This is a genomic window from Mucilaginibacter sp. MD40, assembly GCF_002288635.1.
GTDB lineage: Bacteria > Bacteroidota > Bacteroidia > Sphingobacteriales > Sphingobacteriaceae > Mucilaginibacter.
On record NZ_NRSW01000001.1, the window covers coordinates 3,622,047 to 3,645,262 of the forward strand.

Here is a 23,216-nt window from a genome sequence, read left to right on the forward strand (position 1 = left end):
ACTCAATGACCTAATGACTCAATGACGAAAAATTCTTAGTGTCCCCCTGATGCTTCCAGGTTATCTACATCAATACCTTGCTTTTTAAGTATAGCACCTGCTTTAAAGGCAAAGAATGCCAGGTAAGCAAAACCAATAACAGGTATAATGTATGATTTATGTATACCGATACCATCAGCAAGTATACCTTGCACCGGAGGAATGATAGAACCACCCAGGATCATCATGATCAAGAATGCTGAACCCTGGCTGGTATATTTGCCCAAACCTGTAACAGATAAGGAGAAGATGGAAGGCCACATGATTGAGCAGCATAAACCACCTGCTGTGAAAGCGAATATGGCTACCATGCCTGATGATAATAACCCTATCACCATAAATATAGCACCAAGTATACCAAACAAGGCCAGTGTACGCACAGGTTTTTGATCGCCTATTAAGAAACCGATCACAAGGATAGCTACACAAGCCGCGTAAGGGTAAAGTATGCTCACATCGGTTCCACTGATGCGGTTAACCAATAATACCACACCGAATGCTACAAAAGGCACAATAACGGTAAGGATAAATTTAGTAGATTTTGAAAGATTGAACGCAGCGATGGCACCAGTCCAACGGCCGATCATTAAGCTGCCCCAATAAAGAGAGATGAAAGGCGCAACCTGGTCTGTTTTAAAGCTACCAAACACCGGCGATTCCAATAACGACCCCATGTTACTTTGAATGGTTACTTCAACACCCACATAAGTGAATATTGCCAGCATACCATATACCAACTGTGGGTATTGCATAGCGCCCCAACCACTTTCCTTGCTTTTACCGGCTGCTGATGCAGAACCCATAAGAGTAACCAGTATGATAAACAATGCCGCATAAACAAACCACGATTTTTCTACTCCTGTAGCCTGCGCTAAAGGCGTTGCCGCCAGGATAAGCAGGAACGCAACGAATATAATAGCCAAAGGTTTATTGGCTTTGTTGCTGGGTTCAATTTTTTCATCGCTGGTTACGCTCGGTAATTTTGAAATCCAGAAAAATGCCGCCACAGCAATGAAAAGCCCGGCAAGTATCATATACAGCGTATTCACAGAAGCTATCTTAACTTCTGAAGCAGGGATTTTTGCTGAGGCTGAGCCAAATAATACAAAGCCTACAATTACCGGCCCCCAGATACTACCAAAGTTATTTACACCACCTGCGAAGTTTAAGCGGTGGGTACCTGTTTCAGGGCTCCCCAACGCAACTACAAATGGGTTGGCAGCAGTTTGTTGTAACGAGAAACCTAAAGCGATAACAAAGAAGGTAAATAATATAAACGCGAATGAACCAGAGTTGATAGCCGGTATCATGATCAAAGCGCCTACGGCAGAAATTAATAGGCCGTAAATGATACCATTTTTGTAACCTATCTTATTCAGGATATCAACTTTAGAGGCCGCAGAAGCAAAATATAACAACAGTGAGCCTATAAAATAACCTCCATAGAATGTAAAGTCTATCAATTGAGATTCAAATTGACTTAAGTTAAAATGCGCTTTACAGAATGGAATAAAAATACCGTTTGAGGCCGCTAAAAAGCCCCAGAAGAAAAACACAGTAATAATGGTGTATAACGCCGAACTATTACTTTTTGAGTTACCTTGTGCCATTTTTTAATATCAGGTTATTATAAGGGTTTTATTTAAAGCTTTAAACTTAAATTTATTTTTTGTAATTCGGGGCCAAATTTTTCAAAATCTAAATCACAATGTAAGTTTTGTTGTTAAACAGATTAAAAATTGCATATTAGCGTCCTGATTTTTATCAGTCAGGGCAAATTAGGAACATAAACCTAAATAATGATAGACGCTATTATTTCGGGGATTGGTTTTGGATTAGTGCTTACGTTTCTTACAGGCCCCGTTTTTTTCGCTTTAATAAAAACCAGTATTGATAAAGGCTTTCATGCAGGTGTTGCCCTTGCCCTGGGGGTGGTATGCAGCGATATGGTTTTTGTTGGTGCCATACTCTTCGGCTCGCAATACTTTGATGTAACCGCCCATGATAAAACCCTCGCCGGCATCATAGGAAGTATTATCCTCTTCTCCATAGGCATCTATTACATTTTTAAGAAAACCGACGTTAATTACAAAACTGCCGTACCAGCCAAAGTAAATAAAGCAGGATACTTCTTTAAAGGGTTCCTGATGTGCATATTTAACCCCACTATCCTATTCCACTGGACGGTGGTAATTGGTGTGGCCAGCACCGCTTACCATGAAGGTGTGCCAAATCGCTCGCTGAAAATAGCCGTCATGTTCCTTACCGTGCTAATAGTGCAGTTTGGGTTGGATACGGTTAAAGCGTTTTACGCCAATAAACTCCGCGAAAAGATATCACCTAAGTTAGTACACCGTTTAAATGAAGTGGCGGGCGTGGCGCTAATTATTGCCGCGCTGGTACTGTTAGATCGCCTGGTAACACACTTCTTCTTTTCTACGCATCCGGCGTAAAGCGCCCCGCGTGGCATGCGGTTCGACGAGCTCACCATGACAAAGAATAGCGTCAGTCTGAGATTGTCGAAGACCTCTTAAAGCGAGAATGGTTCCACAAGTTCACCATAGTATAACGAAACAAAAAATCCCTCTCTGCATAAGCAAAGAGGGATTATATTATAAAGCTTTGGACTTTTAGCTTTCGCCTCAGGATTACATATAAGCCCTTTGGTTGTTACCTTCCATCCAGTTAACAAAGGCGCGGTTAACTACCTTGTTACCACCCGGGGTTGGATAATCACCGCTGAAATACCAGTCGCCCAGGTGATCAGGGCAGGCTTTATGCAGGTTATCCAATGTTTGGTAAAGCACTTTAACTTCTGCCTTAATGTTAGCCGGGGTGATGATCCTGGCAATACGGTCTGATATTTCCTGATCGGTAAACGGTGCATAAATAGCCTTCACATAGTTCTCTACCTCTTCTTTAGGCAGGCTTGCACTGGCTTTACATTTGTTGTACACATCAATAATCACATCTTCCTTGCCCTGCTCTTTTAAGAGGCTGATAGCCGCTTCAAAGGCAACAAACTCACCCATGCGCGACATATCAATACCGTAACAGTCGGGGTAACGGATCTGCGGGGCGGATGATACCACCACCACCTTTTTAGGACCAAGGCGATCTAATATCTTGAGGATACTTTGCTTTAACGTAGTACCACGTACAATAGAGTCGTCCAATACCACCAGTGTATCGGCATCGCGTTTTATTAAACCGTAAGTGCTATCATAAACGTGTGCCACCATCTCGCTGCGGTCAGCATCCTGTGTAATAAAGGTACGCAGTTTAACATCTTTAATGGCTATCTTCTCCACACGTGGAGCAAGCGCCAATACTTCAGAAAGTTCCTCCTCGCTTATTTTATCGGCGCGGTTAAGCAGTCGGTCGCGCTGGTATTGTTTAATGTATTTGTGTATGCCCTCAACCATTCCATAAAACGCCACTTCGGCAGTGTTAGGGATGTAGGAGAATACCGTGTTCTTAATATCGTTGTTTACTACATCCAATATCTGCGGGCATAATAAACGGCCCAATTGCTTACGCTCACGATAGATAGAACTATCGCTACCGCGCGAGAAGTAAATACGCTCAAATGAACATGATTTTTTCTCTTTGGGCTCGCTGAACTGGTCTTCGGTAATTTTACCGTTCTTTTTAACAATTAGTGCATGGCCGGGTTTAATTTCCTTGATCTCCTCAACCGGGATATTGAATGCCGTTTGCAAAGCAGGGCGCTCTGAGGCAGCTACTACTATCTCGTCATTCTGGAAATAATATGCCGGGCGTATACCAGCCGGGTCGCGCATTACAAACGCATCGCCATGCCCCATAATACCTACAATGGTGTAACCACCGTCCCAGTTCTTGGCAGACTTGGTCAATATCTTGGCAACGTCAAGGTCGTTCGCTATCATCTTACTGATCTCGCGGTTATCATTCATGCCCTCGCGTTTGTACTGATCAAACAAGCCCTGGTTCTCCGTATCCAAAAAGTGCCCTATCTTTTCCAGCACGGTAACTGTATCAGCCTGCTCTTTAGGGTGCTGGCCAAGTTCGTACAGCTGTTGCAGCAACTCATCAACATTGGTCATGTTAAAGTTACCGGCAATCACCAGGTTACGGGTCATCCAGTTGTTCTGGCGCAGAAAAGGGTGGCAACTTTCTATACTGTTTTTACCGTGCGTACCATAACGCAAATGGCCCAATAACACTTCGCCGGTAAAGCTTACGTGCTCTTTGAGCCATTCGGTATCAGCCATTTTCTCGGGCATCTCCTTCTGTATCTCAGCAAACTTCTTCTGTATATATTCAAAGATGTCTGCAACAGCATTTGACGCCATCGATCGGTGTCGGCTTATGTAGCGTTTACCGGGCTCAATATCCAGTTTAATGGTAGCAACACCCGCACCGTCTTGCCCGCGGTTATGCTGTTTTTCCATTAAAAGGTAAAGCTTGTTTAGTCCGTACAGCGCAGTGCCGTACTTTTTCTGATAATAAGAGAGTGGCTTTAATAAGCGGATAAACGCCACACCGCATTCATGTTTAATCTGATCGCTCATGATTGGGAATGAGCACGCAAAATTACGACTTTAATTTAAATTGTGTTTAAACGCATGTCATTAAATAGTACTTTTTTTACTCACCCCCTGCCCCCTCTCTGCTTTGCAGAGAGGGGGTGTAAATTATTGCTGTAGTGAACTCACTCTGCTCTCCTTGCTGCTCGGAAAAAGCCTCACCCCAAACCCCTCTCCAAAGGAGAGGGACTTAGAGCTTATGCTCTTTGCGCAGCAGAGAGAGTCGACAAGCGTAGTGATGTCCGGGTGAGTAAAGCGGGCGTTACCTGTGGCGCGCGCTATCCGCTCATACGCGCACCGGCTTTAGGCGCAAGGCCGGTATCCGCTGCTATCGCTAACGCATTTGGTCTGAACTCTAATTTTAAGAATTTGGAAACTTATGTTTTAATGCACACACACCATAAATGCAGTAATCTTGCTTAAACAAACAATCAACACGTCATGCCGAATTTATTTCGGCATCCCACATGCTAAGCAATTCTTAGTCTAATTCGTGCTTTAAGTTCTTCATCTCGGGATTTATTGACTTGATAAGATTGATTTTCCAATCCCGATGCCAATTCTTTAACTGTTTCTCTCTGTCAATAGCATCTGTAATTCGATCAAAAGATTCGTAATACATTAAATCAAATAATCGATACTTTTTCACAAACAAAGAACCTTCGTTATTTAGATGCTGCCAAATGCGAGCACGAAGATCAGATGTAACCCCAATATAGAAGGTTGTACGATATGCATTTGTCATGATGTAAACATAGGGTTGCTTAATTAGCATATCGCGTGTGTGGGTATGCTTCTAATGTAAACCATTCTTGTGGGATGCCGAAATAAATTCGGCATGACGTTTTGGAAGCGCGTGTACGTTCGCAAGAGTTGGATGGCTCGAACGTGAACTCTTTATAGCTTTTTATTAAATTTACCTGTATGAAAATCGCTCTTGCCACGCCTCACTTTCCCAAATCCATTACCGACGGATTAAACAAAGTAGCAAAACTTGCTGCCGAAGCTGCAAAGCAGGGTGCTGTTATCGTGTGTTTCCCGGAAACGTTCATCCCCGGTTATCCTTTAGTTGAGGTTGAAGTTCCGCAGGCATCGCAAGAACAGTTAAGAGAAGCATTAGCACAGGTTTGCGAAATAGCGAAAGCCAAAAATATTGCCATCATTATCCCAATGGATTGGTATGAGGGCAACCAGTTTTACAATGTAGCCCAGGTAATATCCGCCGAAGGCGAAGTACTGGGTTACCAGACCAAAAACCAGTTAGACCCGTCTGAGGACCAGCAATGGCAGCCTGGCACCGAACGCCGGTTATTTGAAGTGAGCGGATTAAAATTTGGTATCACCATCTGCCACGAAGGTTTTCGCTACCCCGAGTCAGTGCGTTGGGCAGCGCGCGAGGGTGCGCATGTGGTGTTCCACCCTTACCTGAGCGGCAGCGACGTAAAAGGCAAGCAAATAACCGAATGGTGCAGCCCAAGCAGCCCATATTACGAGAAAGCCATAATGATGCGGGCATTGGAGAACACCATCTACTTTGCCAGCGTAGGTTATGCCATGAAATACCAGGAATCAACCTCGGCCATTATCGCGCCCAACGGCGAATGCCTCGCCTACCAACCATACGGCCAGGAAGGTGTCATTGTAGCGGATGCAGATCTGGAAAAAGCAACCGGATATTTAGCTAAACGGTTTAAGCCGGAGTTATATGGGTAAAGGCATTCCCCACCCCTGTCATTATGAGCGATAGCGAAGAATCTGATTATTAATAAACTTTGCATGTAGTCTGATAGATGCCTCACATACGTTCAGCATGACAAATTCCGATTATTTGGCGATCAGGTTACTTACTAAACCCAACCATTTTATGCAGCACCGCAGGGTTGTAAACCTTGCCGCCTTTAATGATCGTCTTTACATTCCTTACCGCGCTGATGTTAGTGAGCGGATCACCGTCTATAATAACCATATCAGCGTTTTTACCCGTAGTTATAGATCCTGTCTTTTGTGATAAGCCCATTACCTGTGCCGGTATTATGGTAGCCGTTTTTAAAGCCTGTGCAGGCGTTAAGCCACCCTCAACGTAAAGCTCCAATTCGTGCGCTACGCTAAATCCGGGGAAACCCATATCCGTACCGGCAACAACTGGAACGCCTTCGTCATACAACTTTTTCACCAGCACCTTCATGCTGTTCAGCATGGGCATCAGCATGGCATGTGTAGCAGAGTCTTCTCCGGTATTAATAAATTGGGTTTGCAAAGGCAACGGCAGCGTGTAAAAAGCCGGCTCCATTTTGGTAATATCGCTTTTAACATCGCGCAGAGCAAGGTCATAAACGCCAATGGTGGGGTCTATTACTGTTTGGTGATCTTTAATAAACTTTATAGCAGCCTTGCTCACCGAATCATCGAAATTGATTGAACGATCCTTGTTACGCTTCATTAGGCTGTACACATACTGGATGTGGTTCACCATGTTCATACCGGAGTCTACCCCCGCCCTGAGCGTCATGTTGTTGGGGATATGCCCGGTTACGGTAAAGCCCTGCTTATGCGCTTCGTCGCAAATGATCTTTAATATGGCGGGCTTAACCGAACTGTAAACTTTTATCTGGTCAAAACCTTTGGCTTTATAAGTGTCAACCGCCTTTATGGCTTCCTCTTTTGTATCAGCTTGTATAATGCCTAAAGCCATTGGGCCCTTACCATCAATAATGCCCGCCAGCAATATTTTCGGGCCAATCCCTTTGCCCGCGTCTATGGCATTTCTCACGGCATCAATAAAACCTAATTCGTTACCGCAATCGCGTACCGTGGTTACGCCTGCAGCCAGGTAAGCCGGTCCCCATTCAGTTTGCTCAAAATGGGCGTGCATATCCCACAAGCCCGGCATAATGGTTTTACCGGCAGCATCTATCACCGTTGCATTCTTGGGTATGGCGATACCTTTTCCCATTTTGGCGATTAAGCCGTTCTCCACTAATAAAACATCATTGGGCACAGCTTTCCCCGTTTCCACATCAATGATGTTTCCCCCCTTAATAGCAACAACCCCGGAAGCCGCTTTTTGAGGTGGCGCCACCTTTGCAAACGCGGCCATGCCATAGCCGGCAGCACGGTTGATCAACTCTGGCAGCAGGCTTTCGTATTCCTGCCGCATCATTTCGGTTTTGTCGCCCTCGGCATCAATGGTGAGGATACAGATCAATTTGCCTTTAGCATCCGTCCAAACCAGTTCATTGCCCCAAATCAATCCGCTGATGAGGTAGCGGTTAAAAGTTAGTGGTTTACCATTAAAAGACAGGTTATCAATACCATCCTTTTTAATTTGCAGCGCACCAAATGGTAACGTGGTGATGTTAGCCGGCTGCTTTTGCTTATTCCAATATTGTAACAGCAGTTGCTGCACCGTAGCCGGAGAGTAACCCGCGATAGGGAAAGTATTAGGCCCTACAGCTTTGGTTTTCGACTCGCCGTTCACACGCACCAGGGCCGAGTTGCCTTTTATCGCTATAGAATCATTTACGGTTGACATACGGGAGGTATTCCCTTTGATCACCAGCTCTACAGGATCGCCAACCGGGTTTACCTTAATAGTGGCCTTTAGCGGCACAGGCGTACCCCTGTCTACAAATTTAAAATCAACCACATATTTCTTTTGATCCTTATAGTTATAAACCTTGTAGGTTTCCTTGCCTATATTTTGCTGAAACTTGTGCAGTAAAAAGGTCCCGCTATCAGCAGGCATTTCCTGCGCCTGAGCCTGGCAAAATAACAAGGACAAAAGAGAAAGAGCGAATAACTTTTTCATTGTGAAATGGGTTTACCCAAATATAGTAAAGAGGCCTCAGCAATTGATATTGAATGAGTAATATCGGATAAAAAAAAAGAGACGCAAGATATTGCGTCTCTTCCATATGATTTACCCAGATTAACCTTATAATTTTTCCCCGTGCTGGCTGATATCCAGGCCCAGTTCTTCTTCTTCTTTGGAAACACGCAGTGGCGATATCATATCCGTGATCTTAAGTAACACTACCGAACCTACAAAAGCGAATAAAGAGGTAGCTACCAGTGCCAATAATTGAATCAGGAACAAATGGGTATGACCAAAGAATAAGCCCTCCCCTGTGGTATTATTAGGGTTTACATTCTGACTTGCAAATACGCCGGTAAGCAACATACCTACCATACCGCCTACCCCGTGGCAAGGGAAAACGTCCAGCGTATCATCAATTGATGTACGGGTACGCCATTCTACCACCAGGTTACTTACCACGGCCGAAATAATGCCTATAGCCAGCGAGTGTGGTACACTTACGAAACCTGCCGCCGGGGTAATGGCTACCAAACCCACTACCGCGCCAATACAGGTACCCATTGCCGATGGCTTACGGCCACGCAGCATATCAAAAAATATCCAGGTGATACCAGCAGCGGCTGATGCTGTAGTACTGGTTGCCAGGGCGGTTACCGCCAAATGGTTGGCGCCGAAAGCCGAGCCGGCGTTAAAACCGAACCAGCCAAACCATAACAAACCGGTACCGATCATCACATAAGTGATACGGGCAGGCGAATGGTTAGCCTCGTTACGGCGTTTAAGGAACAAGGCCGAAGCCAGGGCCGCCCAACCGGCCGACATATGCACCACCGTACCACCCGCAAAATCAAGCACGCCTAATTTAGCCAGGATGCCGTCCGGATGCCAGGTGGCGTGTGCCAGTGGTGAAAAAATAAATATGGAAAACAGCACCAGGAAGATGATGTACGAATTGAAACGGATGCGCTCCGCGAATGCGCCGGTGATCAAAGCGGGAGTAATGATAGCAAACTTTAACTGATACATGGCAAATAGCAGCAGCGGGATAGTGGGCGCTAATTTCCAGCTGGCATTACCCAGCATTCCCTTCATCATAAAATAGGTACCTGGGTTACCAATTACCCCGCCTATACTGTCGCCAAACGCTAAACTGAAACCAAATATCCCCCACATCACGGTGATGATCACCATACACACGATGCTTTGCAGCATGGTAGAGATCACGTTCTTTTTATTTACCATTCCCCCATAAAAGAAGGCCAAGCCGGGTGTCATGATCAAAACCAGCGCGGTTGACATCAGCATCCAGGCAATATCCCCGGTATTGAAATTAGGATTAGCCGACTTATCGAACTCAACCGACGGAAAAATAAACGTTAAGGCTAAAATGACAAGAATAAGGATGAAGGGAAAATAGCGTTTCATGTTTAAATTGGTATCGTTTAGTTAAAACGGCCTCAATTTATACATTTTATCAATACTATTTGAAAAAATTTGAAATTATGGAAATTATCAAAGCACTTTGGTTAACAAATTTGGTAAAACACCAAAAATAATTAGCAATAATGCAATTACAGTAGAAAAAACTACTAAATTAGTAGATTTTGAGCTTTCGTCCGGGATAAACTCCACCCGTTTCAGGAACAGGTTAAGCGGAATTTTAATATAATAGAACAAGCCTACAACTGTAGTAACAGCCCCGGTAGCCATTAACGCCATGAGCCATGCACTATGCGTTTGCTGATAAACATCGTAAACCGCCGAAAAAACCAACACCTTTCCTGTAAAACCTGCGCTAACGGGGATACCTGTCAACGATATCATGACTACCACAAACGCTACCGATACCAGCGGATATTTAAAACCCAGCCCCTTGTAATCATTGATGTTTGTGATGTTTTCAGTATTCTCGAAATAATTGGCCAGCATCAGCGCGGCTATATTGGCTAAGCCATAAACAAACAGATAATAGGTTAATGCCGACAGACCAGTTGCGCTAAAAGTTGCCACAGCCATTAACGCGAAACCGGTATGCCCTATACCCGAATACGCCAGCATACGCTTTACATTGGATTGCCATAACGCGGCAAAGTTTCCCGCTATCATCGTGATGATGCCGAGAACAGAAAGTACTATCCGCAGATCGACACCAGACCAGTTGACAAAATTTTGCCCCGAAACAATAACAGGGGTAATAACATTTATCAACAGCGCGAAACCTGCTATCTTTGGCAGGGTAGACAGGTAAGCCGTTACCGGCGTAGCCGCGCCTTCATAAACATCGGGTACATAAAAATGAGCAGGTACGGCTGATATCTTAAACGCGATACCCAGCATGAGCAAAGCCAGCGCGAACGTTATACTCAATGGATTTATATGCAATAAAGCGGCAGCCATTTGCGGCGAAAACAGATCAAGCGTACCACTAAAGGCGTAAAGTAAGGATATACCATAAAGCATTACCGCCGAAGCCGCCGCGCCAAACAGCACATATTTTAGGCCGGCCTCGCTGCTACGCGCATTGCCTGTACGGTAGGCGGCCAGCAGGTAAGAAGCGATGGATACCATTTCCACACCAAGATAAACAGCCAGGAGGTTGATGGCCATAGCCATCATATGCAGCCCGAGCACCGAGCCAATAACTATGGTGTAAAGGTCGGAAAGACCCTTAGGGTGCCGCCTGAGCTGATCGTCCCAGGCAAAATACATCAGCAAGATCAGCGCAAGTACATCAGTGATCAGCTTAAAACTTATGGCCGTATGGTGCAGTACCAGCATACCGCCAAAAACCGTTACCGCGTTACCGGCGGCTAAGGTTACTTGCTGGTTTATTACCTGCACAATTACCAGTAACATGCCACCGGTAGCTACCAGGCGGCACATCTTAACAGAACGCCTGCCAAATAAAAGATCTGTTACCAGAACAATAATGAACAGCGCGGTTAAGTAAAGCTCGGGCACAAAAAGGTGCAAGCTTTGCAATATATCATTTAACTGAGCGGTAATATTTGGTAACAGATCCTTCATTTATTAGTCTACAATTACTCCCTGGTTCTTAGGGTATTTCACCTGGTATTTTATACGCAGTTTTTTCTCTTCATGCGGGTTAACAGCAAGGCTGTATGATAGCCTTCCGGTTTCTTTATCGAGCTTTGCCCCGCTTATCTCCTGGGTTTCCACATCAATTCCCGAATTTTGCGATACCGGTATCTGATCCTCCACCAGTAAAGCTGCCGGCTGGCTCTTACGATTCTTAACCGTGATCAACCAATCACGTATTTCCTTACGGTTTGAGCTTAGCGCCTGTTTGGCCGTCATATCTTTTTGCAAGGTACGGGTTACCACAATATTTTTATCAACTCCCAGCGATAAATTGAGCGTATCACCTGTGGCATGGGTATCAATTAAAGATTTGCCTATAAAAGTATCTTCAAAGAACAGGTTAGCCTCGCCCGAAAGGAAATTATATTTGTTCCAATCGGTAAGCTGCGCGGTAAGGAAAACATCGGTGCTTAACTTGGGCGCTACATAGTATTGGTAAGTGGCGTTCGTGCTTACCTCATTTATCGCGACAGAATACTGCTTACCATCACTCGGTATAGTGTATGGGTTGGCTATATTAAATTCTATATTGGTTTGGTTTTCGGTTTGCTGAACTTCAACCGGCACAGAGGACAGAGTGGATTTTCCTCTTATTTGTATACCTGCTACCCTATCCTGTAACTCCTGTTTCATTTGTATTCGTTCAGAACTGTACGCAACAACTGCCACTTCATTCAATTGCCGGGCCGATGGCTGTAAGGTAGCATACATTACGGGTGATGTAACCGGCAGTTCCTGCGTTTCATACCCTATATAAGAAAACTCCAGAACAGGATTGCCCGCCGGTAGTTGCAAGGAGAAATCGCCCGTAGTATTGGTTACGGTACCAATTGATGTACCTTTTACTTTAACGGTAACGCCCGGTAACGCCTGCCGGTCATTCGCGCCGGTAACCTTGCCGCTAACTTTGGTAATGCTTACCTGCTTATCGGCATAGTACATATTATAGTTAAGGAAATAAGGCTTCAACTCCGGTTTGCCGCCACTTACAGAAGGGTTGCCGGTGGATAGGGTGAGTTTGATATTCTTCCAATCCTCCCCACTTTGCTGAGTTACGTTTGCTTTGTAAGATATAGCGATGGGGCTGTTAACATCTTTAGCCCTGATATCATAGGTGGGGTACCAACTGGCATTATTTACTAAATAAGTTAACGAAAAAGCAGATAACACCGGAGCTTTTGCGCTCACCGTAACCAGGATATCACTGGTGGCATCAGTGTTTCCTTTGCTTTTCAGGATATCGGCTACTTGCCTCTCGTATTGGCGCAGTTGCTTACCTACTTCGGCTACCTGGTTATTGATCAACTGTTCTTTCTTTTTATTTTCGGTAAGCCTGGCGGTTTGGAAATCAAGCGCCTGCTTAAGCTTTTGCACATCGAGGCTGGCGTTTTGCCCTGTAATGGTTTGGTTTTTCACCAGCATATTATATTCTTCCTGGTTAATTACCAGTGAGGCATTCAGCAATGCCAGCTTATCTCTCAGTATTTTTTGCTGCACCTGCAAGGCTTCCACCTGTTTTTGCTTGTCCTGCTGTTTAAGATAATTCATCTCATGCTTTACCGCCAGTATGGTAAAATTTCCGGCACCCTTTACTTGTATGCTTTGCACATCAATATTAGGGGAGATATTTTCAAAAACCAGGGTTGAGTTACCGGCGGGTATGCTAACTATGCTGGTACGGGTTACCTGAGCCCCATTTAAAAACAGTGTGACCTTTTGCACCTGTGAAATTACTTTCTGAGGATCATCGGCATGGACAATAATTTTTGAGCCCATTACAAGGCAAGCGATAAGTAATAATTTCTTGATCATGATTATTCAGATTTATTACCTACAGGATGCAGCCGGGGAGCAGATTCCATACAGTCACTCAAAAAAAATTATTTCACCTGCAGAAAACTAACGAGGGCAAGTACCGCGTCGTTCACTTTGCCAAATACCAGCGATGGCATTAAACCAAGGGCAAGGGCCATTAGTGCAAGCGGCAGTAATGCCAGTGTTTCGCGTAAGCCAATATCGATAAGAGCTATTTTCCATATCTCTCCGCCCTTTAAGCTGGTAGTGCCAAAAAACATGCGTTGTAATGTCCATAACAGATAGGCAGCCCCAAGCAATATACCCACTGCGCCGCAAACGGCCATCCATTGCGGCAACAGGCCATTTGCCGATGATGATTTAAAAGCGCCGGCTAAAGAAAAAGCTTCTGCCACAAAAGCCGAGAACCCGGGTAAGCCAAGCGAGGCGAAAAAGGCTATCATTACGTAAACCGTGTAGCGAGGCATTAATGAAGCTAAGCCCCGGAAATGATAGATATCCCTGTCGTGCACACGACCATAAACAACCCCTACCAGGAAGAACAGCATTGCCGACAGGAAACCGTGGCTAACCATTTGCATCATGGCGCCGCTAATGCCCTCGGCCGTAGCCGATGCGATACCCAGCAGCACAAAGCCCATATGCGATACAGATGAATAAGCGATAAGGCGTTTAAGATCGCGCTGGGCAAGGGCGTTAAATGCGCCATACAAAATAGAAATCACGCCTAATAAACCTAACCAAAAGGCCGATGACAGGGCAGCGTCAGGAAAGATGCCCATACAAATGCGGATGATACCATATCCGCCTATTTTCAACAACACACCGGCCAGGATAATAGATACGGGCGTAGGTGCTTCTACGTGCGCATCAGGCAGCCAGGTATGCAGCGGCACTACCGGTACTTTAATGGCAAAAGCTATAAATAACACTACAAAACCCACCATACGCGCAGGCATACCCAAAATTGTGGTATGGCTCAAGGTAGAAAATACCGAACCCGCCGCATAATTTTTAGGGTTCATCATCTGGATGATGTTAAATGTATGGTTGCCCGTGGCAGGGTCGGTTACGGATAGGTATAAGCCCACCATTACCAGCAGCATAAATACCGAACCAAACAGCGTATACAGGAAAAACTTGATAGCGGCGTATTCTCGCCTTGCGCCACCCCACATGCCTATCAGGAAATAAAGCGGCAACAGCATCAACTCGTAAAACGTGTAGAACAGGAAAAAATCAAGCGCGCAAAAAACGCCCATCACGGCCATATCCAACAGCAGGAACAAGGCGAAAAAGCCCTTCAGGTTACTGCTGATCTCCCATGATGAGATAGCAGCTACCACCATTACCAGCGCCGACATCACCAGAATAGTTACCGAAATACCATCAATACCCACAAAATAATCTATCTGTAACTTACCGGCACTGCCAAGATCGAGGTTTATCCACGGGAGTTTTTGCACCAGTTGAAACTGGTCTTCATGATTAATACCGGCAAAGCCCGGCCCTGTTTTAAAGTGCAGGTAAATAGCAATGCTGATAACCAGTTGCACTAAAGTGGCGGCCAATGTAAGATATTTATAACTGGCACGCATGCTTGATGGCAATATGAGTATGATGATGCCAAAAAGTACCGGGGTAAATATAAGCAGCGATAACAAGTTCATCAGGTCCAGATCAATTTAAAGATAAAAACAACAGCCACCACCAGCAGCATACTGTATAAATAGTATTGTACCTTACCGCTCTGAAAACGGCGGGCAAAGTTTCCTATAGTTTGTACTACACTGGTTACCAGATGCAAAAATCCGTCAACAATATACCTGTCAAACCAGTCGGTTATTTTTGATAAAGCGATGCCTGCGCCGGCTAAACTATCTACCAGGCCATCAACCACTTTTCTGTCAAACGCGTACAACAGTCGGCTAAACAAAAGCACGGCTTTCACCACCACGGGGTTATAAAAACGGTCGATATACCATTCGTTATAAGAAAGGCGATACAGCAGCCCCCTTTGCGGAAATGACCAACTATTGCGCCTGCCATAAATGGCAAAAGCCGCGTAGATAACCACCACCGCTAAGATGTTCACTAAAACAGGAACAATGGTATGGTAAATATTTTCGCGGGCCAGGAAATTTGACGGCAGGAAGCTTTTGTATATCCATGCGTCCTCATAAAACACCGGGCTTTTGGAGAACAAAGGAAATAAACTGCAAGCCGCAAGTAACAGCAGCGGCGCTTTGTAGAGCCAGTTGCCATCGCCGATATGAATGTGGATATGCGGATTAACTTTTTGCAACCTGAAATCGCCGAAAAACACTTTTACCACCAGCCTTGCCACATAGAAAGCGGTTAGCCAACTTGTGAGTAAGGCCACATACGGTATAATACTGAATACCGCTCCTTTACTTTCGGCCCAAACAAAGGCCTGTATTAATATGCCATCTTTTGAGAGATAGCCTGATGTTAAAGGCAAACCTATCAGCGCCAGCGCGCCAATAAGTGTAATTATAAAAGTAAGTGGTAGTTTTTTGCGCAATCCACCCATATGCAGGATATTCTGCGGATCGATATCCAGGTTGTTATCCTCCTTGATATGTTTCATCTGGTGGATAACAATACCCGCCACCAAAAACAACAGGCATTTAAAAAACGCGTGCGTTACCAGGTGAAATAACGACGAGGCGTATGCCCCTACACCCATGGCCAACACCATAAAGCCCAATTGCGAGATGGTAGAATAAGCCAGTATACGTTTAAGATCATTTTGGGTAAGGGCGATGGTGGCCGCCATAAACGCGGTAAAGCAACCCACAACAGCCAGTATGGTTAACTCGGTAGCGTTAAATAAAGGATAAACCCTGCCCAGCAAAAAAACGCCGGCTGCCACCATGGTAGCCGCATGTATTAAGGCCGAAACTGAAGTTGGGCCTTCCATAGCGTCAGGCAACCAGGTATGCAGCGGAAACTGTGCCGACTTAGCGGCTACCGCCAAAAATATCCCCCCAAAGGCTACATATTGCCACACCTCGGGCATAGCACTGTGCGGACCGGCCCACATACCCGCCGCCATGGTAGATAATGGCACCAAACCATCCGCACCAAACAAAGCGCTGATATCAAATGTACCGTATTGCGTAAACAAGATAACAATGGCCGTTAGTAAACCTATATCGCCTATACGGTTCATAATAAAGGCTTTTTTATTGGCCAATACCGCACTTTGCCGGGTAAACCAAAAACCGATGAGCAGGTATGATGAAAAGCCTACCAGCTCCCAAAAAGCATAGAGCAGTACCAGGTTATCTACCACAACCAAACCCAGCATACTAAAGCAAAACAAGCTTAAGTACCGGAAATAGCGGCTATAGCCGTTATCGTCCTTCATATAAGCTATGGAGTAAATGTGTACCGGCAGCGCTATTACAGGCACCAGCAACAGCATCAATGCAGAAAGGTTATTAAGCAGTATACCCAACGGTACCTTTGCAGTGCCTACGGTAAACCAAACCGTTTGCGCATGTATCACCGGTGCATTCCATACCGCAAAAAATACCTTTACTGCCAGTATAAGCGAAGCTAATATAGCTGCGGTTGATACCAGCGCGGCTATGCGACTCCTGAATAATAACAGAAGGTTAACAGCAAACGCCACAAAAGGCAGAGCTACCGCCCAAATGGCGAAGCTTACGGTTTGTGCGTCGGTATGTGATAGGGCCTTTATCAAATTAGTTTTTAGCTTTTTGTTTTTTCGAACCACTTTTCGTGGTTACCAGTATTACGCCATTAGTTCCCTCTAAACCGTATATAGCCGTAGCGGAAGCATCCTTTAAAACGCTCACGCTCTCAATTTCATCAGGGTTTAGCTTTTTCAACATTGCCTTATCAACTTTCACCCCATCAATTATATAAAGCGCGCCTTTAAAAGTATTGGTAGCTAATGAATCTTTTTTGATTAATGCCAAAGTGCCTTTTGTGCCTGCTTTGGTTGCTATAATTATTACACCATTTGCCCCCTCTGATCCGTACAAAGCTGTCGCGGAAGCACCTTTTAAAACGCTTATGCTTTCAATATTATCAGGTTTTATTTTCCTAAAAATATGGTCATTCGCCTTATATCCATCTATAACATAAAGCGGCTCAGGGCGCTTGGCCATATCTTCGTCAATTGTAACAGATTTTACCGTTTTTTTAACAGTATCCTGAGCAAACGTGCTTACCGAAGCAAACAGGCAAATGATCATTGCTATTTTTTTCATTGCTGAGTAGTGCCTGGGTTAAGTACTATGGTTAGTTTGGCCGGTACCCGATTTTTACGTGTGCCATGCGGGCCGGTAAATTCTACTGATTGTATATCCGCGCTGTAGAGTTTAAAGAGTTTAAGCAGGTCGTCCTCGTTACCACCTTCAAGTGTAGTGCCATCGCTTACTTCATAAACTACACCCTTATCATTACCCCTTCTGCTACGGATGTATCTTTTATAGGCTTTGGACAAGGTACCGAATTTGTATTGATACAGTTTACGGCCATACACTTTAGAGGTGACACTAATGGTGGTATCCATCTCTTTTGCCCCCATAAATTTAGGCTGTATCAAGGTATCAATGCTTAATATCTTTTCAGCCGCAATATCGCTTACATTTCCGTAAGTAACCTCTTCATTATAAATGAATGATTTGCGGGGCACACTTTGTACCGTGGCCTGTGGCTGTAACTGCGTAACCGGCGTACCTGTTAAGCCGGCAGGTAACCGCCTGGCTTTTATTAATACCGCACCGGCAGAAGCTTTGGGGCCGTACATAGCCCTGGCACTTTTACGGTTTACTACCGAGGCCTCTATCACATCGTTTACATTAATATCGCGTAGGTTGCCTGTATAGGGTATATCGTTAATTAACACGTAAGGTTTGGGCTCGCCCTCGGGTGGGTCATTAAAAACCATGCGTTTATCGGCACCCATGGTTACATATTGCAGTGTTTCTTCCGGTTCGGGTTCAGGCTCACTGTAATGGGTAGCTCTGTGATGCCTTCCTTTTGAGCGCCTTACAGAAGTGTGTTTAGCTTTTTTCTTTGTACGGCTCTTTTTCCGTTGCGCGTCAGCGCTGGTCACAGACAGCAGTACAAGTAATATGATCAATAGCCGTTTCATTAATCTTTCAACTGGTTTATTTGGTCAGGATCAATTGTTTTATATCGGCGATATACGTTTAGGACTATAGCCAGCGCCACAGCAGTGGTTGCCGCGGCAAGCACAATAGCAAAAAGGGCAAAAACCTGCCCGGCGTTGTTGGCACGGTCAAAGCGGCCAAAAGCCACCAGGTTGAGTATTGCAGCATTCAGCATCAGCTCTATCCCAATTAAAACCTGTATAGCATTCCTTTTAGCAAGGATAATATACAGGCCTATGCAGAATAGCACCACGCTTACCATTAAAAAATCATTCAGCGTGATCATACTTCATCCTCCTTCGGTTTCCGTGAAAGATGAGCGGCGCCAACCAGTGCCAGCATTAACAATATAGAAATTACCTCGAAAGGTAGTAAATACCGTGTCATGAGGTTGACACCAATATGGTTAATACCTGTACCGTTAACCGGCATAATATTCTGATTGCTGATAGCGGCCTGCACCCATGGCAGGTTATCAGCCTGCGCCTTAAACACCACATTAAACATGATGACCAGGAACAAGCCGGCAAGCAATAAAGCAGGCGCATTCTTTAAAGAGATAAAACCATCTGCTTGTACACTCACTTTATTTAAAGCCTCTTTGCCCGAAAGCATAAACGCGAACAGTATCAATACCAGTATCCCCCCCACATAGATCACTATCTGGGTAACGGCCACAAAATCGGCCAGTGCCAACACATATAAGCCGGCCAGGCCAAACAAGGTAACGAAAAACATGAAGAGGCTGCGAACGAGATTTTTGCCCGCGGCTACAACCAGTGCCGATGCCAGGGTGATAAAGGCCATTAAATAAAAGAATACTTTTATCATCAGGATGCCCCTCCTTCTTTGGCCTTTAGCGCGGCTGCTTTTGCCGCGGCTTTGGCGGCCTGCTGCTCATCAAGCAAACGGCGCTTCTCAGCTGCTTCTTCGGGCGCCATATCTGAAAACTGGTATGTCAACTGCCCCAGGTCAAACACGGTACGATCATATTGATTGGTCATGGTGATGCATTCCGTAGGGCACACAATGGTGCATAAGCCACAGTACATGCACTTGGCCATATCAATATCAAATTTGGCCGCGTACAACATTTTCTTGGAGCCGTCAGAAGTTTCGCCGATAACACCCTGGGTTGATTTGATCGACTCGATATCGATACAGTTCACCGGGCATATCTTGGCACAAAGGTCGCAAACTATGCAGTCGTCAATCTCCACATCCAACTGGTAACGGCCTACCTCCGGTACAGGTAAAGCCTGTTTAGGATATTGAATGGTATTGGTACTTTCCTGGAGCTTAAAGTAATTGTTATCCGTTACGGCAACTACCTTACGCTTTTTATTTGACGCAAAAAGAGCTTTGATGGTAAGGGTGAGTCCCTTCCATGCAGTGGTTAATCCTTTTATTGTCTGTTTAATCATTTATTTGTTTTGAACCATGATCTGCCTGATTGAAGGATTTTCATGATCTCTCTTCTTGATTCCTGATTCTTGTATCTTAATTCTCTTTCCAAACTACATTACCCATAACCGCCATATACCGGATATCAGCATACATAAAAATGCCAGTGGTGTAAGTACTTTCCAGCAAAGGTTCATGAGCTGGTCAACACGCAGGCGCGGCAAAGTCCACCGTATCCACATCTGTACACCAACTAACCCCAGCGATTTTAACAGTATCCATAATATACCCCATAGCGGCCCGGTTGTCCAGTTGGCCAGCTTTACGGCCCCCAAATTTGGCAGCGGTGTATTCCATGCTCCCAAAAACAGCACTACACCTATCATAGATACCAGGAACATCATGGAATATTCTGCCAGGAAAACCAGCGCGAATTGTAGCCCGGTAAATTCTGTATGGAAACCGGCCACCAGTTCTGATTCGGCCTCGGGTATATCAAAAGGCGCCCGGTTACTTTCGGCCAGCGAGGCAATAAAATAGATAACAAAAGCCACCAGCAAATGCGGCGCTTTAAATATATTCCATGATAGCAGGCCTCCGGTATGTGTTACGTCCCACAAGCCCAAAAACTTCACCTTCTCTGCCGATAATACGCCTTGCTGGGTAGCTATATCCTGTAAATTGAGCGTTTGCGCCACCATCACTACAGCGATAATAGCAAACCCTGCGGGGATCTCATAAGAAATGATCTGCGCGGCCGAACGCATAGCTCCCAATATGGAGTATTTGTTGTTTGAACCCCAACCGGCCATTAAAATACCGAGAGTTTCTATCGAGATAATAGCGAAGACATAGTATAAACCAATGTTGATGTTTGCCGGTACTAAACCCGGCCCCCAGGGTAATGCCACAAAACCAAGATACACCCCAATAAAAATGATCACGGGGGCAGCCAAGAATAAAATCTTATCGGCAGCAGCGGGAATAATGATCTCCTTTTGAGCCATTTTAAGCATATCCGCCAATACCTGCAGCGTACCATATTTACCGGTTTCTGTAGGGCCAAGGCGGTGCTGTATAAAAGCGCTTACCTTACGCTCGGCATAAACGCCAAACATGGTAAAAACCGCCACGAAAGCAAATAAACCTGCCGCGACAATAAAATATGTGAGGTATAAACTCAAATTGGTTTTGCTTAGGCTGCAAACTTACTAAATGCTTAGGATAGTTGACTGTTTTGGTAGGGCTTTTTTAGCGCTTATTTAGAATGCTTCTACCATTACAACCCATGTGTTTCAGCATTTGCGCACATCAGTGTAGACACTTTGTATGGAGGTACCAAAAAAAGCCGAGGCATGTTTATCAAACTCTGGCGTATCATCCATAGTGGTGAAGAACTGGCGGCTACCTGCCTTAGCCAGGCGTTGCTCCATTTCGGGATGGCGCGACAGATAATCTTTGAGGCTATGGGCTACAATATCGCCCTGGCCTACTACCTTAATATCTTCCGGCAAATGCTGCTTTATTTTTTGCAGTAGCAGCGGGTAATGCGTACAGGCCAGTAAGATGGTATCAATATCAGCGGATTGTTTCAGTAATTCGTCCAGGTACTGTTTCACATAATAATCAGCACCGGGCTTTAGGTACTCGCCGCTTTCAATAATGGGTACCCACAGCGGGCAGGCTTGCTGATAAACTTTCAGCTCGGGAAAAAAATGTTCGATCTCCAACAGGTAAGAGCCAGATTGTACCGTACCGGTTGTGCCTAATACGCCAATATGGTTTGTTTTAGTGTAATTGCCTATCACTTCTGCCGTTGGGCGTATTACGCCTAATACGCGCTCATCGGGATGCCGTCCGGGCATGTCCTGCTGCTGAATAGTTCGTAAGGCCTTGGCCGATGCAGTATTACAGGCCAATATCACTAACGGGCAGCCTTGAGCAAACATCCATTGCACGCACTCCCAGGTGTATTGGTGTATGGTGTTAAAAGAACGGTTACCGTAAGGAGCCCGGCCATTATCGCCCAGATACAAATAATCATACTGGGGCAGTTGCTCAACAATAGAGCGCAATACCGTTAAACCACCTATTCCCGAATCAAATACGCCTATAGGCCCTTTTTGCTTCATATATACCAAAAATAAAAAAAGCGCCCTGTATAGAGGGCGCTTTTCAATTATTTAACGTTTAAATTATTTTAAACCCAATTTTGCTTTTACAGCCGGCATCAGATCATCAGCTGCTGGTGATACAACTAAATAATCGTTAGTGGTATCTAAAACATAGCCGTAACCTTTTTCTTTAGCTACCTGCTCAACAGCACCGCGTGCTTTATCAATCAAAGGCTTGGTAAGCTCGTTACCTTTAGCCTCTACTTGTTGCTGTGCAGTGTTTTGGTAATCCTGGAAACGTTTACCTAAATCCTGTAGTTCGTTTTCTTTCTCGATACGGGTAGCATCATTCATAGACGCTCTTTTGTCCTGGTATTCTTTACTTTTGGTTTGCAGTTCGGTGTTCATGGCAGTAAGCCTGTCAATAAACGTTTTTTTGTAGATATCAAGCTGGCTGCTCAGTGTTTTAGCTTCAGGCATCAGGCCGATCAACTGCTGAAAGTTGATGTGGCCAATTTTAGACTGAGCCTGGGCAAAGTTGCCTGCAAATAACATCCCCGCTGCAACTAACGCAACTCTAAATAGTTTTTTCATTTGTTGTTTTTCCTGTGTTTAATAATAGTTCTAAATATATAATCTTTATCTGGCAAGTACACCCGGTTTAAGGCCCAGGCGTGTAATTACCGCATCGCTTTTGTTGTAACGCGGGTTGGCATAAAGCATAATTACCTCGCTGTTCTTATCAAATATCATATCAAGGTTTTCGCTCTCGGCAATTGCCTGTACAGCTTTAGACACCTTGTCTTGTATTGGTTTAATGAGGGCATTGCTTTTTTTAGCAAGGTCGCCATCCGGACCGAAAATCTGGCGCTGATAATCCTTAGCCGCTTTTTCCTTATCCACTATTTCCTGTTCGCGGCGTTTGCGCTGCTCAGGCGTCATTAAAACCTGATCGGCCTGGTAAGCTTTGTAAAGGCGTTCAATTTCCTGAAAACGGCCATCCACATCTTTCTGCCATGATTCTGATAAAGCTGCCAACTGCTTTTGTGATGAAGCATACTCGGGCATGTGCTTTAATATGTAATCAGAATCAACATAAGCGAAACGCTGTGCCAGCGCCGCTGTAAATGCACTGAACGTAAAAATCAATACTAAAATTATCTTCTTCATAACTTGCTAT

General features: G+C 44.9%; 20 protein-coding genes. 2 read left to right on the forward strand and 18 right to left on the reverse strand.

Going from position 1 to position 23,216, the window contains the following annotated elements:
- Window positions 1–35 precede the first annotated feature (35 nt).
- Window positions 36–1,649 carry an MFS transporter gene (locus CKK33_RS16160; protein ID WP_095705104.1) on the reverse strand — a complete coding sequence of 538 codons (1,614 nt, stop codon included), beginning with the start codon at window positions 1,647–1,649 and terminating at the stop codon, window positions 36–38.
- A gap of 189 nt (window positions 1,650–1,838) precedes the next feature.
- Here CKK33_RS16160 and CKK33_RS16165 point away from each other — a divergent pair, with 189 nt between their 5' ends.
- Window positions 1,839–2,492, forward strand: coding sequence for a LysE family translocator (locus tag CKK33_RS16165; protein WP_095705105.1), 654 nt, complete (start codon window positions 1,839–1,841; stop codon window positions 2,490–2,492).
- A gap of 195 nt (window positions 2,493–2,687) precedes the next feature.
- Here the strand turns inward: CKK33_RS16165 and CKK33_RS16170 are convergent, their stop codons facing one another.
- Together CKK33_RS16170 and CKK33_RS16175 are read right to left on the reverse strand one after the other, a co-directional pair.
- On the reverse strand, window positions 2,688–4,595 hold the full coding sequence (locus tag CKK33_RS16170; protein WP_095705106.1) for an amidophosphoribosyltransferase: 1,908 nt from the start codon (window positions 4,593–4,595) through the stop codon (window positions 2,688–2,690).
- Window positions 4,596–5,091: 496 nt separating this feature from the next.
- On the reverse strand, window positions 5,092–5,385 hold the full coding sequence (locus CKK33_RS16175; RefSeq protein ID WP_198952487.1) for a GIY-YIG nuclease family protein: 294 nt from the start codon (window positions 5,383–5,385) through the stop codon (window positions 5,092–5,094).
- A 149-nt stretch (window positions 5,386–5,534) separates the two neighbouring features.
- Here CKK33_RS16175 and CKK33_RS16180 point away from each other — a divergent pair, with 149 nt between their 5' ends.
- Window positions 5,535–6,323: a carbon-nitrogen hydrolase family protein gene (locus CKK33_RS16180; RefSeq protein ID WP_095705107.1), complete on the forward strand. Its 789-nt coding sequence runs from the start codon at window positions 5,535–5,537 to the stop codon at window positions 6,321–6,323.
- 127 nt (window positions 6,324–6,450) lie between these two features.
- Here the strand turns inward: CKK33_RS16180 and CKK33_RS16185 are convergent, their stop codons facing one another.
- The 15 genes from CKK33_RS16185 to CKK33_RS16255 all read right to left on the reverse strand — a co-directional run bounded on the left by CKK33_RS16185 (window position 6,451) and on the right by CKK33_RS16255 (window position 23,206).
- On the reverse strand, window positions 6,451–8,418 hold the full coding sequence (locus CKK33_RS16185) for an amidohydrolase family protein (RefSeq protein WP_095705108.1): 1,968 nt from the start codon (window positions 8,416–8,418) through the stop codon (window positions 6,451–6,453).
- A 126-nt stretch (window positions 8,419–8,544) separates the two neighbouring features.
- Window positions 8,545–9,852: an ammonium transporter gene (locus CKK33_RS16190; protein ID WP_095705109.1), complete on the reverse strand. Its 1,308-nt coding sequence runs from the start codon at window positions 9,850–9,852 to the stop codon at window positions 8,545–8,547.
- Window positions 9,853–9,939: 87 nt separating this feature from the next.
- On the reverse strand, window positions 9,940–11,454 hold the full coding sequence (locus CKK33_RS16195; RefSeq protein WP_095705110.1) for an NADH-quinone oxidoreductase subunit N: 1,515 nt from the start codon (window positions 11,452–11,454) through the stop codon (window positions 9,940–9,942).
- A gap of 3 nt (window positions 11,455–11,457) precedes the next feature.
- Complete coding sequence (locus CKK33_RS16200) at window positions 11,458–13,341, reverse strand: mucoidy inhibitor MuiA family protein (protein ID WP_095705111.1); 1,884 nt, start codon at window positions 13,339–13,341, stop codon at window positions 11,458–11,460.
- Window positions 13,342–13,409: 68 nt separating this feature from the next.
- Complete coding sequence (locus CKK33_RS16205) at window positions 13,410–15,014, reverse strand: NuoM family protein (RefSeq protein ID WP_095705112.1); 1,605 nt, start codon at window positions 15,012–15,014, stop codon at window positions 13,410–13,412.
- Window positions 15,014–17,077: an NADH-quinone oxidoreductase subunit L gene (nuoL, locus tag CKK33_RS16210; protein WP_233138242.1), complete on the reverse strand. Its 2,064-nt coding sequence runs from the start codon at window positions 17,075–17,077 to the stop codon at window positions 15,014–15,016. The genes CKK33_RS16205 and nuoL overlap by 1 nt, the downstream gene beginning before the upstream one ends.
- 1 nt (window position 17,078) lies before the next feature.
- On the reverse strand, window positions 17,079–17,609 hold the full coding sequence (locus CKK33_RS19735; RefSeq protein WP_095705113.1) for a TonB-dependent receptor plug domain-containing protein: 531 nt from the start codon (window positions 17,607–17,609) through the stop codon (window positions 17,079–17,081).
- Entirely contained in the window at window positions 17,606–18,499 is an 894-nt protein-coding gene (locus tag CKK33_RS16220; RefSeq protein WP_095705114.1) for a hypothetical protein, read from the reverse strand. Before CKK33_RS16220 ends, CKK33_RS19735 begins: the two co-directional genes overlap by 4 nt.
- Window positions 18,499–18,804: an NADH-quinone oxidoreductase subunit NuoK gene (nuoK, locus tag CKK33_RS16225; protein ID WP_095705115.1), complete on the reverse strand. Its 306-nt coding sequence runs from the start codon at window positions 18,802–18,804 to the stop codon at window positions 18,499–18,501. Before nuoK ends, CKK33_RS16220 begins: the two co-directional genes overlap by 1 nt.
- Window positions 18,801–19,325: an NADH-quinone oxidoreductase subunit J gene (locus tag CKK33_RS16230; RefSeq protein WP_233138243.1), complete on the reverse strand. Its 525-nt coding sequence runs from the start codon at window positions 19,323–19,325 to the stop codon at window positions 18,801–18,803. Before CKK33_RS16230 ends, nuoK begins: the two co-directional genes overlap by 4 nt.
- A 23-nt stretch (window positions 19,326–19,348) precedes the next feature.
- Complete coding sequence (locus tag CKK33_RS16235; protein ID WP_095705117.1) at window positions 19,349–19,942, reverse strand: 4Fe-4S dicluster domain-containing protein; 594 nt, start codon at window positions 19,940–19,942, stop codon at window positions 19,349–19,351.
- 93 nt (window positions 19,943–20,035) lie between these two features.
- Complete coding sequence (gene nuoH / locus CKK33_RS16240; RefSeq protein ID WP_095705118.1) at window positions 20,036–21,106, reverse strand: NADH-quinone oxidoreductase subunit NuoH; 1,071 nt, start codon at window positions 21,104–21,106, stop codon at window positions 20,036–20,038.
- A gap of 111 nt (window positions 21,107–21,217) precedes the next feature.
- A complete protein-coding gene (gene murI, locus CKK33_RS16245; protein ID WP_095705119.1) occupies window positions 21,218–22,054 on the reverse strand; it encodes a glutamate racemase in 837 nt (278 codons plus the stop codon).
- 63 nt (window positions 22,055–22,117) lie between these two features.
- Window positions 22,118–22,630, reverse strand: a complete 513-nt coding sequence (locus CKK33_RS16250) for an OmpH family outer membrane protein (protein WP_095705120.1) — start codon at window positions 22,628–22,630, stop codon at window positions 22,118–22,120.
- A 45-nt stretch (window positions 22,631–22,675) separates the two neighbouring features.
- On the reverse strand, window positions 22,676–23,206 hold the full coding sequence (locus tag CKK33_RS16255) for an OmpH family outer membrane protein (RefSeq protein WP_095705121.1): 531 nt from the start codon (window positions 23,204–23,206) through the stop codon (window positions 22,676–22,678).
- Between the last annotated feature and the right edge of the window lie 10 nt (window positions 23,207–23,216).

What these genes read in the sequence shown, in the direction of transcription:
- CKK33_RS16160 (WP_095705104.1), bottom strand. Translation starts at nt 1,649, where the DNA reads ATGGCACAAGGTAACTCAAAAAGTAATAGTTCGGCGTTATACACCATT.
- CKK33_RS16165 (WP_095705105.1), top strand. Translation starts at nt 1,839, where the DNA reads ATGATAGACGCTATTATTTCGGGGATTGGTTTTGGATTAGTGCTTACG.
- CKK33_RS16170 (WP_095705106.1), bottom strand. Translation starts at nt 4,595, where the DNA reads ATGAGCGATCAGATTAAACATGAATGCGGTGTGGCGTTTATCCGCTTA.
- CKK33_RS16175 (WP_198952487.1), bottom strand. Translation starts at nt 5,385, where the DNA reads ATGCTAATTAAGCAACCCTATGTTTACATCATGACAAATGCATATCGT.
- CKK33_RS16180 (WP_095705107.1), top strand. Translation starts at nt 5,535, where the DNA reads ATGAAAATCGCTCTTGCCACGCCTCACTTTCCCAAATCCATTACCGAC.
- CKK33_RS16185 (WP_095705108.1), bottom strand. Translation starts at nt 8,418, where the DNA reads ATGAAAAAGTTATTCGCTCTTTCTCTTTTGTCCTTGTTATTTTGCCAG.
- CKK33_RS16190 (WP_095705109.1), bottom strand. Translation starts at nt 9,852, where the DNA reads ATGAAACGCTATTTTCCCTTCATCCTTATTCTTGTCATTTTAGCCTTA.
- CKK33_RS16195 (WP_095705110.1), bottom strand. Translation starts at nt 11,454, where the DNA reads ATGAAGGATCTGTTACCAAATATTACCGCTCAGTTAAATGATATATTG.
- CKK33_RS16200 (WP_095705111.1), bottom strand. Translation starts at nt 13,341, where the DNA reads ATGATCAAGAAATTATTACTTATCGCTTGCCTTGTAATGGGCTCAAAA.
- CKK33_RS16205 (WP_095705112.1), bottom strand. Translation starts at nt 15,014, where the DNA reads ATGAACTTGTTATCGCTGCTTATATTTACCCCGGTACTTTTTGGCATC.
- CKK33_RS19735 (WP_095705113.1), bottom strand. Translation starts at nt 17,609, where the DNA reads ATGAAAAAAATAGCAATGATCATTTGCCTGTTTGCTTCGGTAAGCACG.
- CKK33_RS16220 (WP_095705114.1), bottom strand. Translation starts at nt 18,499, where the DNA reads ATGAAACGGCTATTGATCATATTACTTGTACTGCTGTCTGTGACCAGC.
- nuoK (WP_095705115.1), bottom strand. Translation starts at nt 18,804, where the DNA reads ATGATCACGCTGAATGATTTTTTAATGGTAAGCGTGGTGCTATTCTGC.
- CKK33_RS16230 (WP_233138243.1), bottom strand. Translation starts at nt 19,325, where the DNA reads ATGGCCTTTATCACCCTGGCATCGGCACTGGTTGTAGCCGCGGGCAAA.
- CKK33_RS16235 (WP_095705117.1), bottom strand. Translation starts at nt 19,942, where the DNA reads ATGATTAAACAGACAATAAAAGGATTAACCACTGCATGGAAGGGACTC.
- murI (WP_095705119.1), bottom strand. Translation starts at nt 22,054, where the DNA reads ATGAAGCAAAAAGGGCCTATAGGCGTATTTGATTCGGGAATAGGTGGT.
- CKK33_RS16250 (WP_095705120.1), bottom strand. Translation starts at nt 22,630, where the DNA reads ATGAAAAAACTATTTAGAGTTGCGTTAGTTGCAGCGGGGATGTTATTT.
- CKK33_RS16255 (WP_095705121.1), bottom strand. Translation starts at nt 23,206, where the DNA reads ATGAAGAAGATAATTTTAGTATTGATTTTTACGTTCAGTGCATTTACA.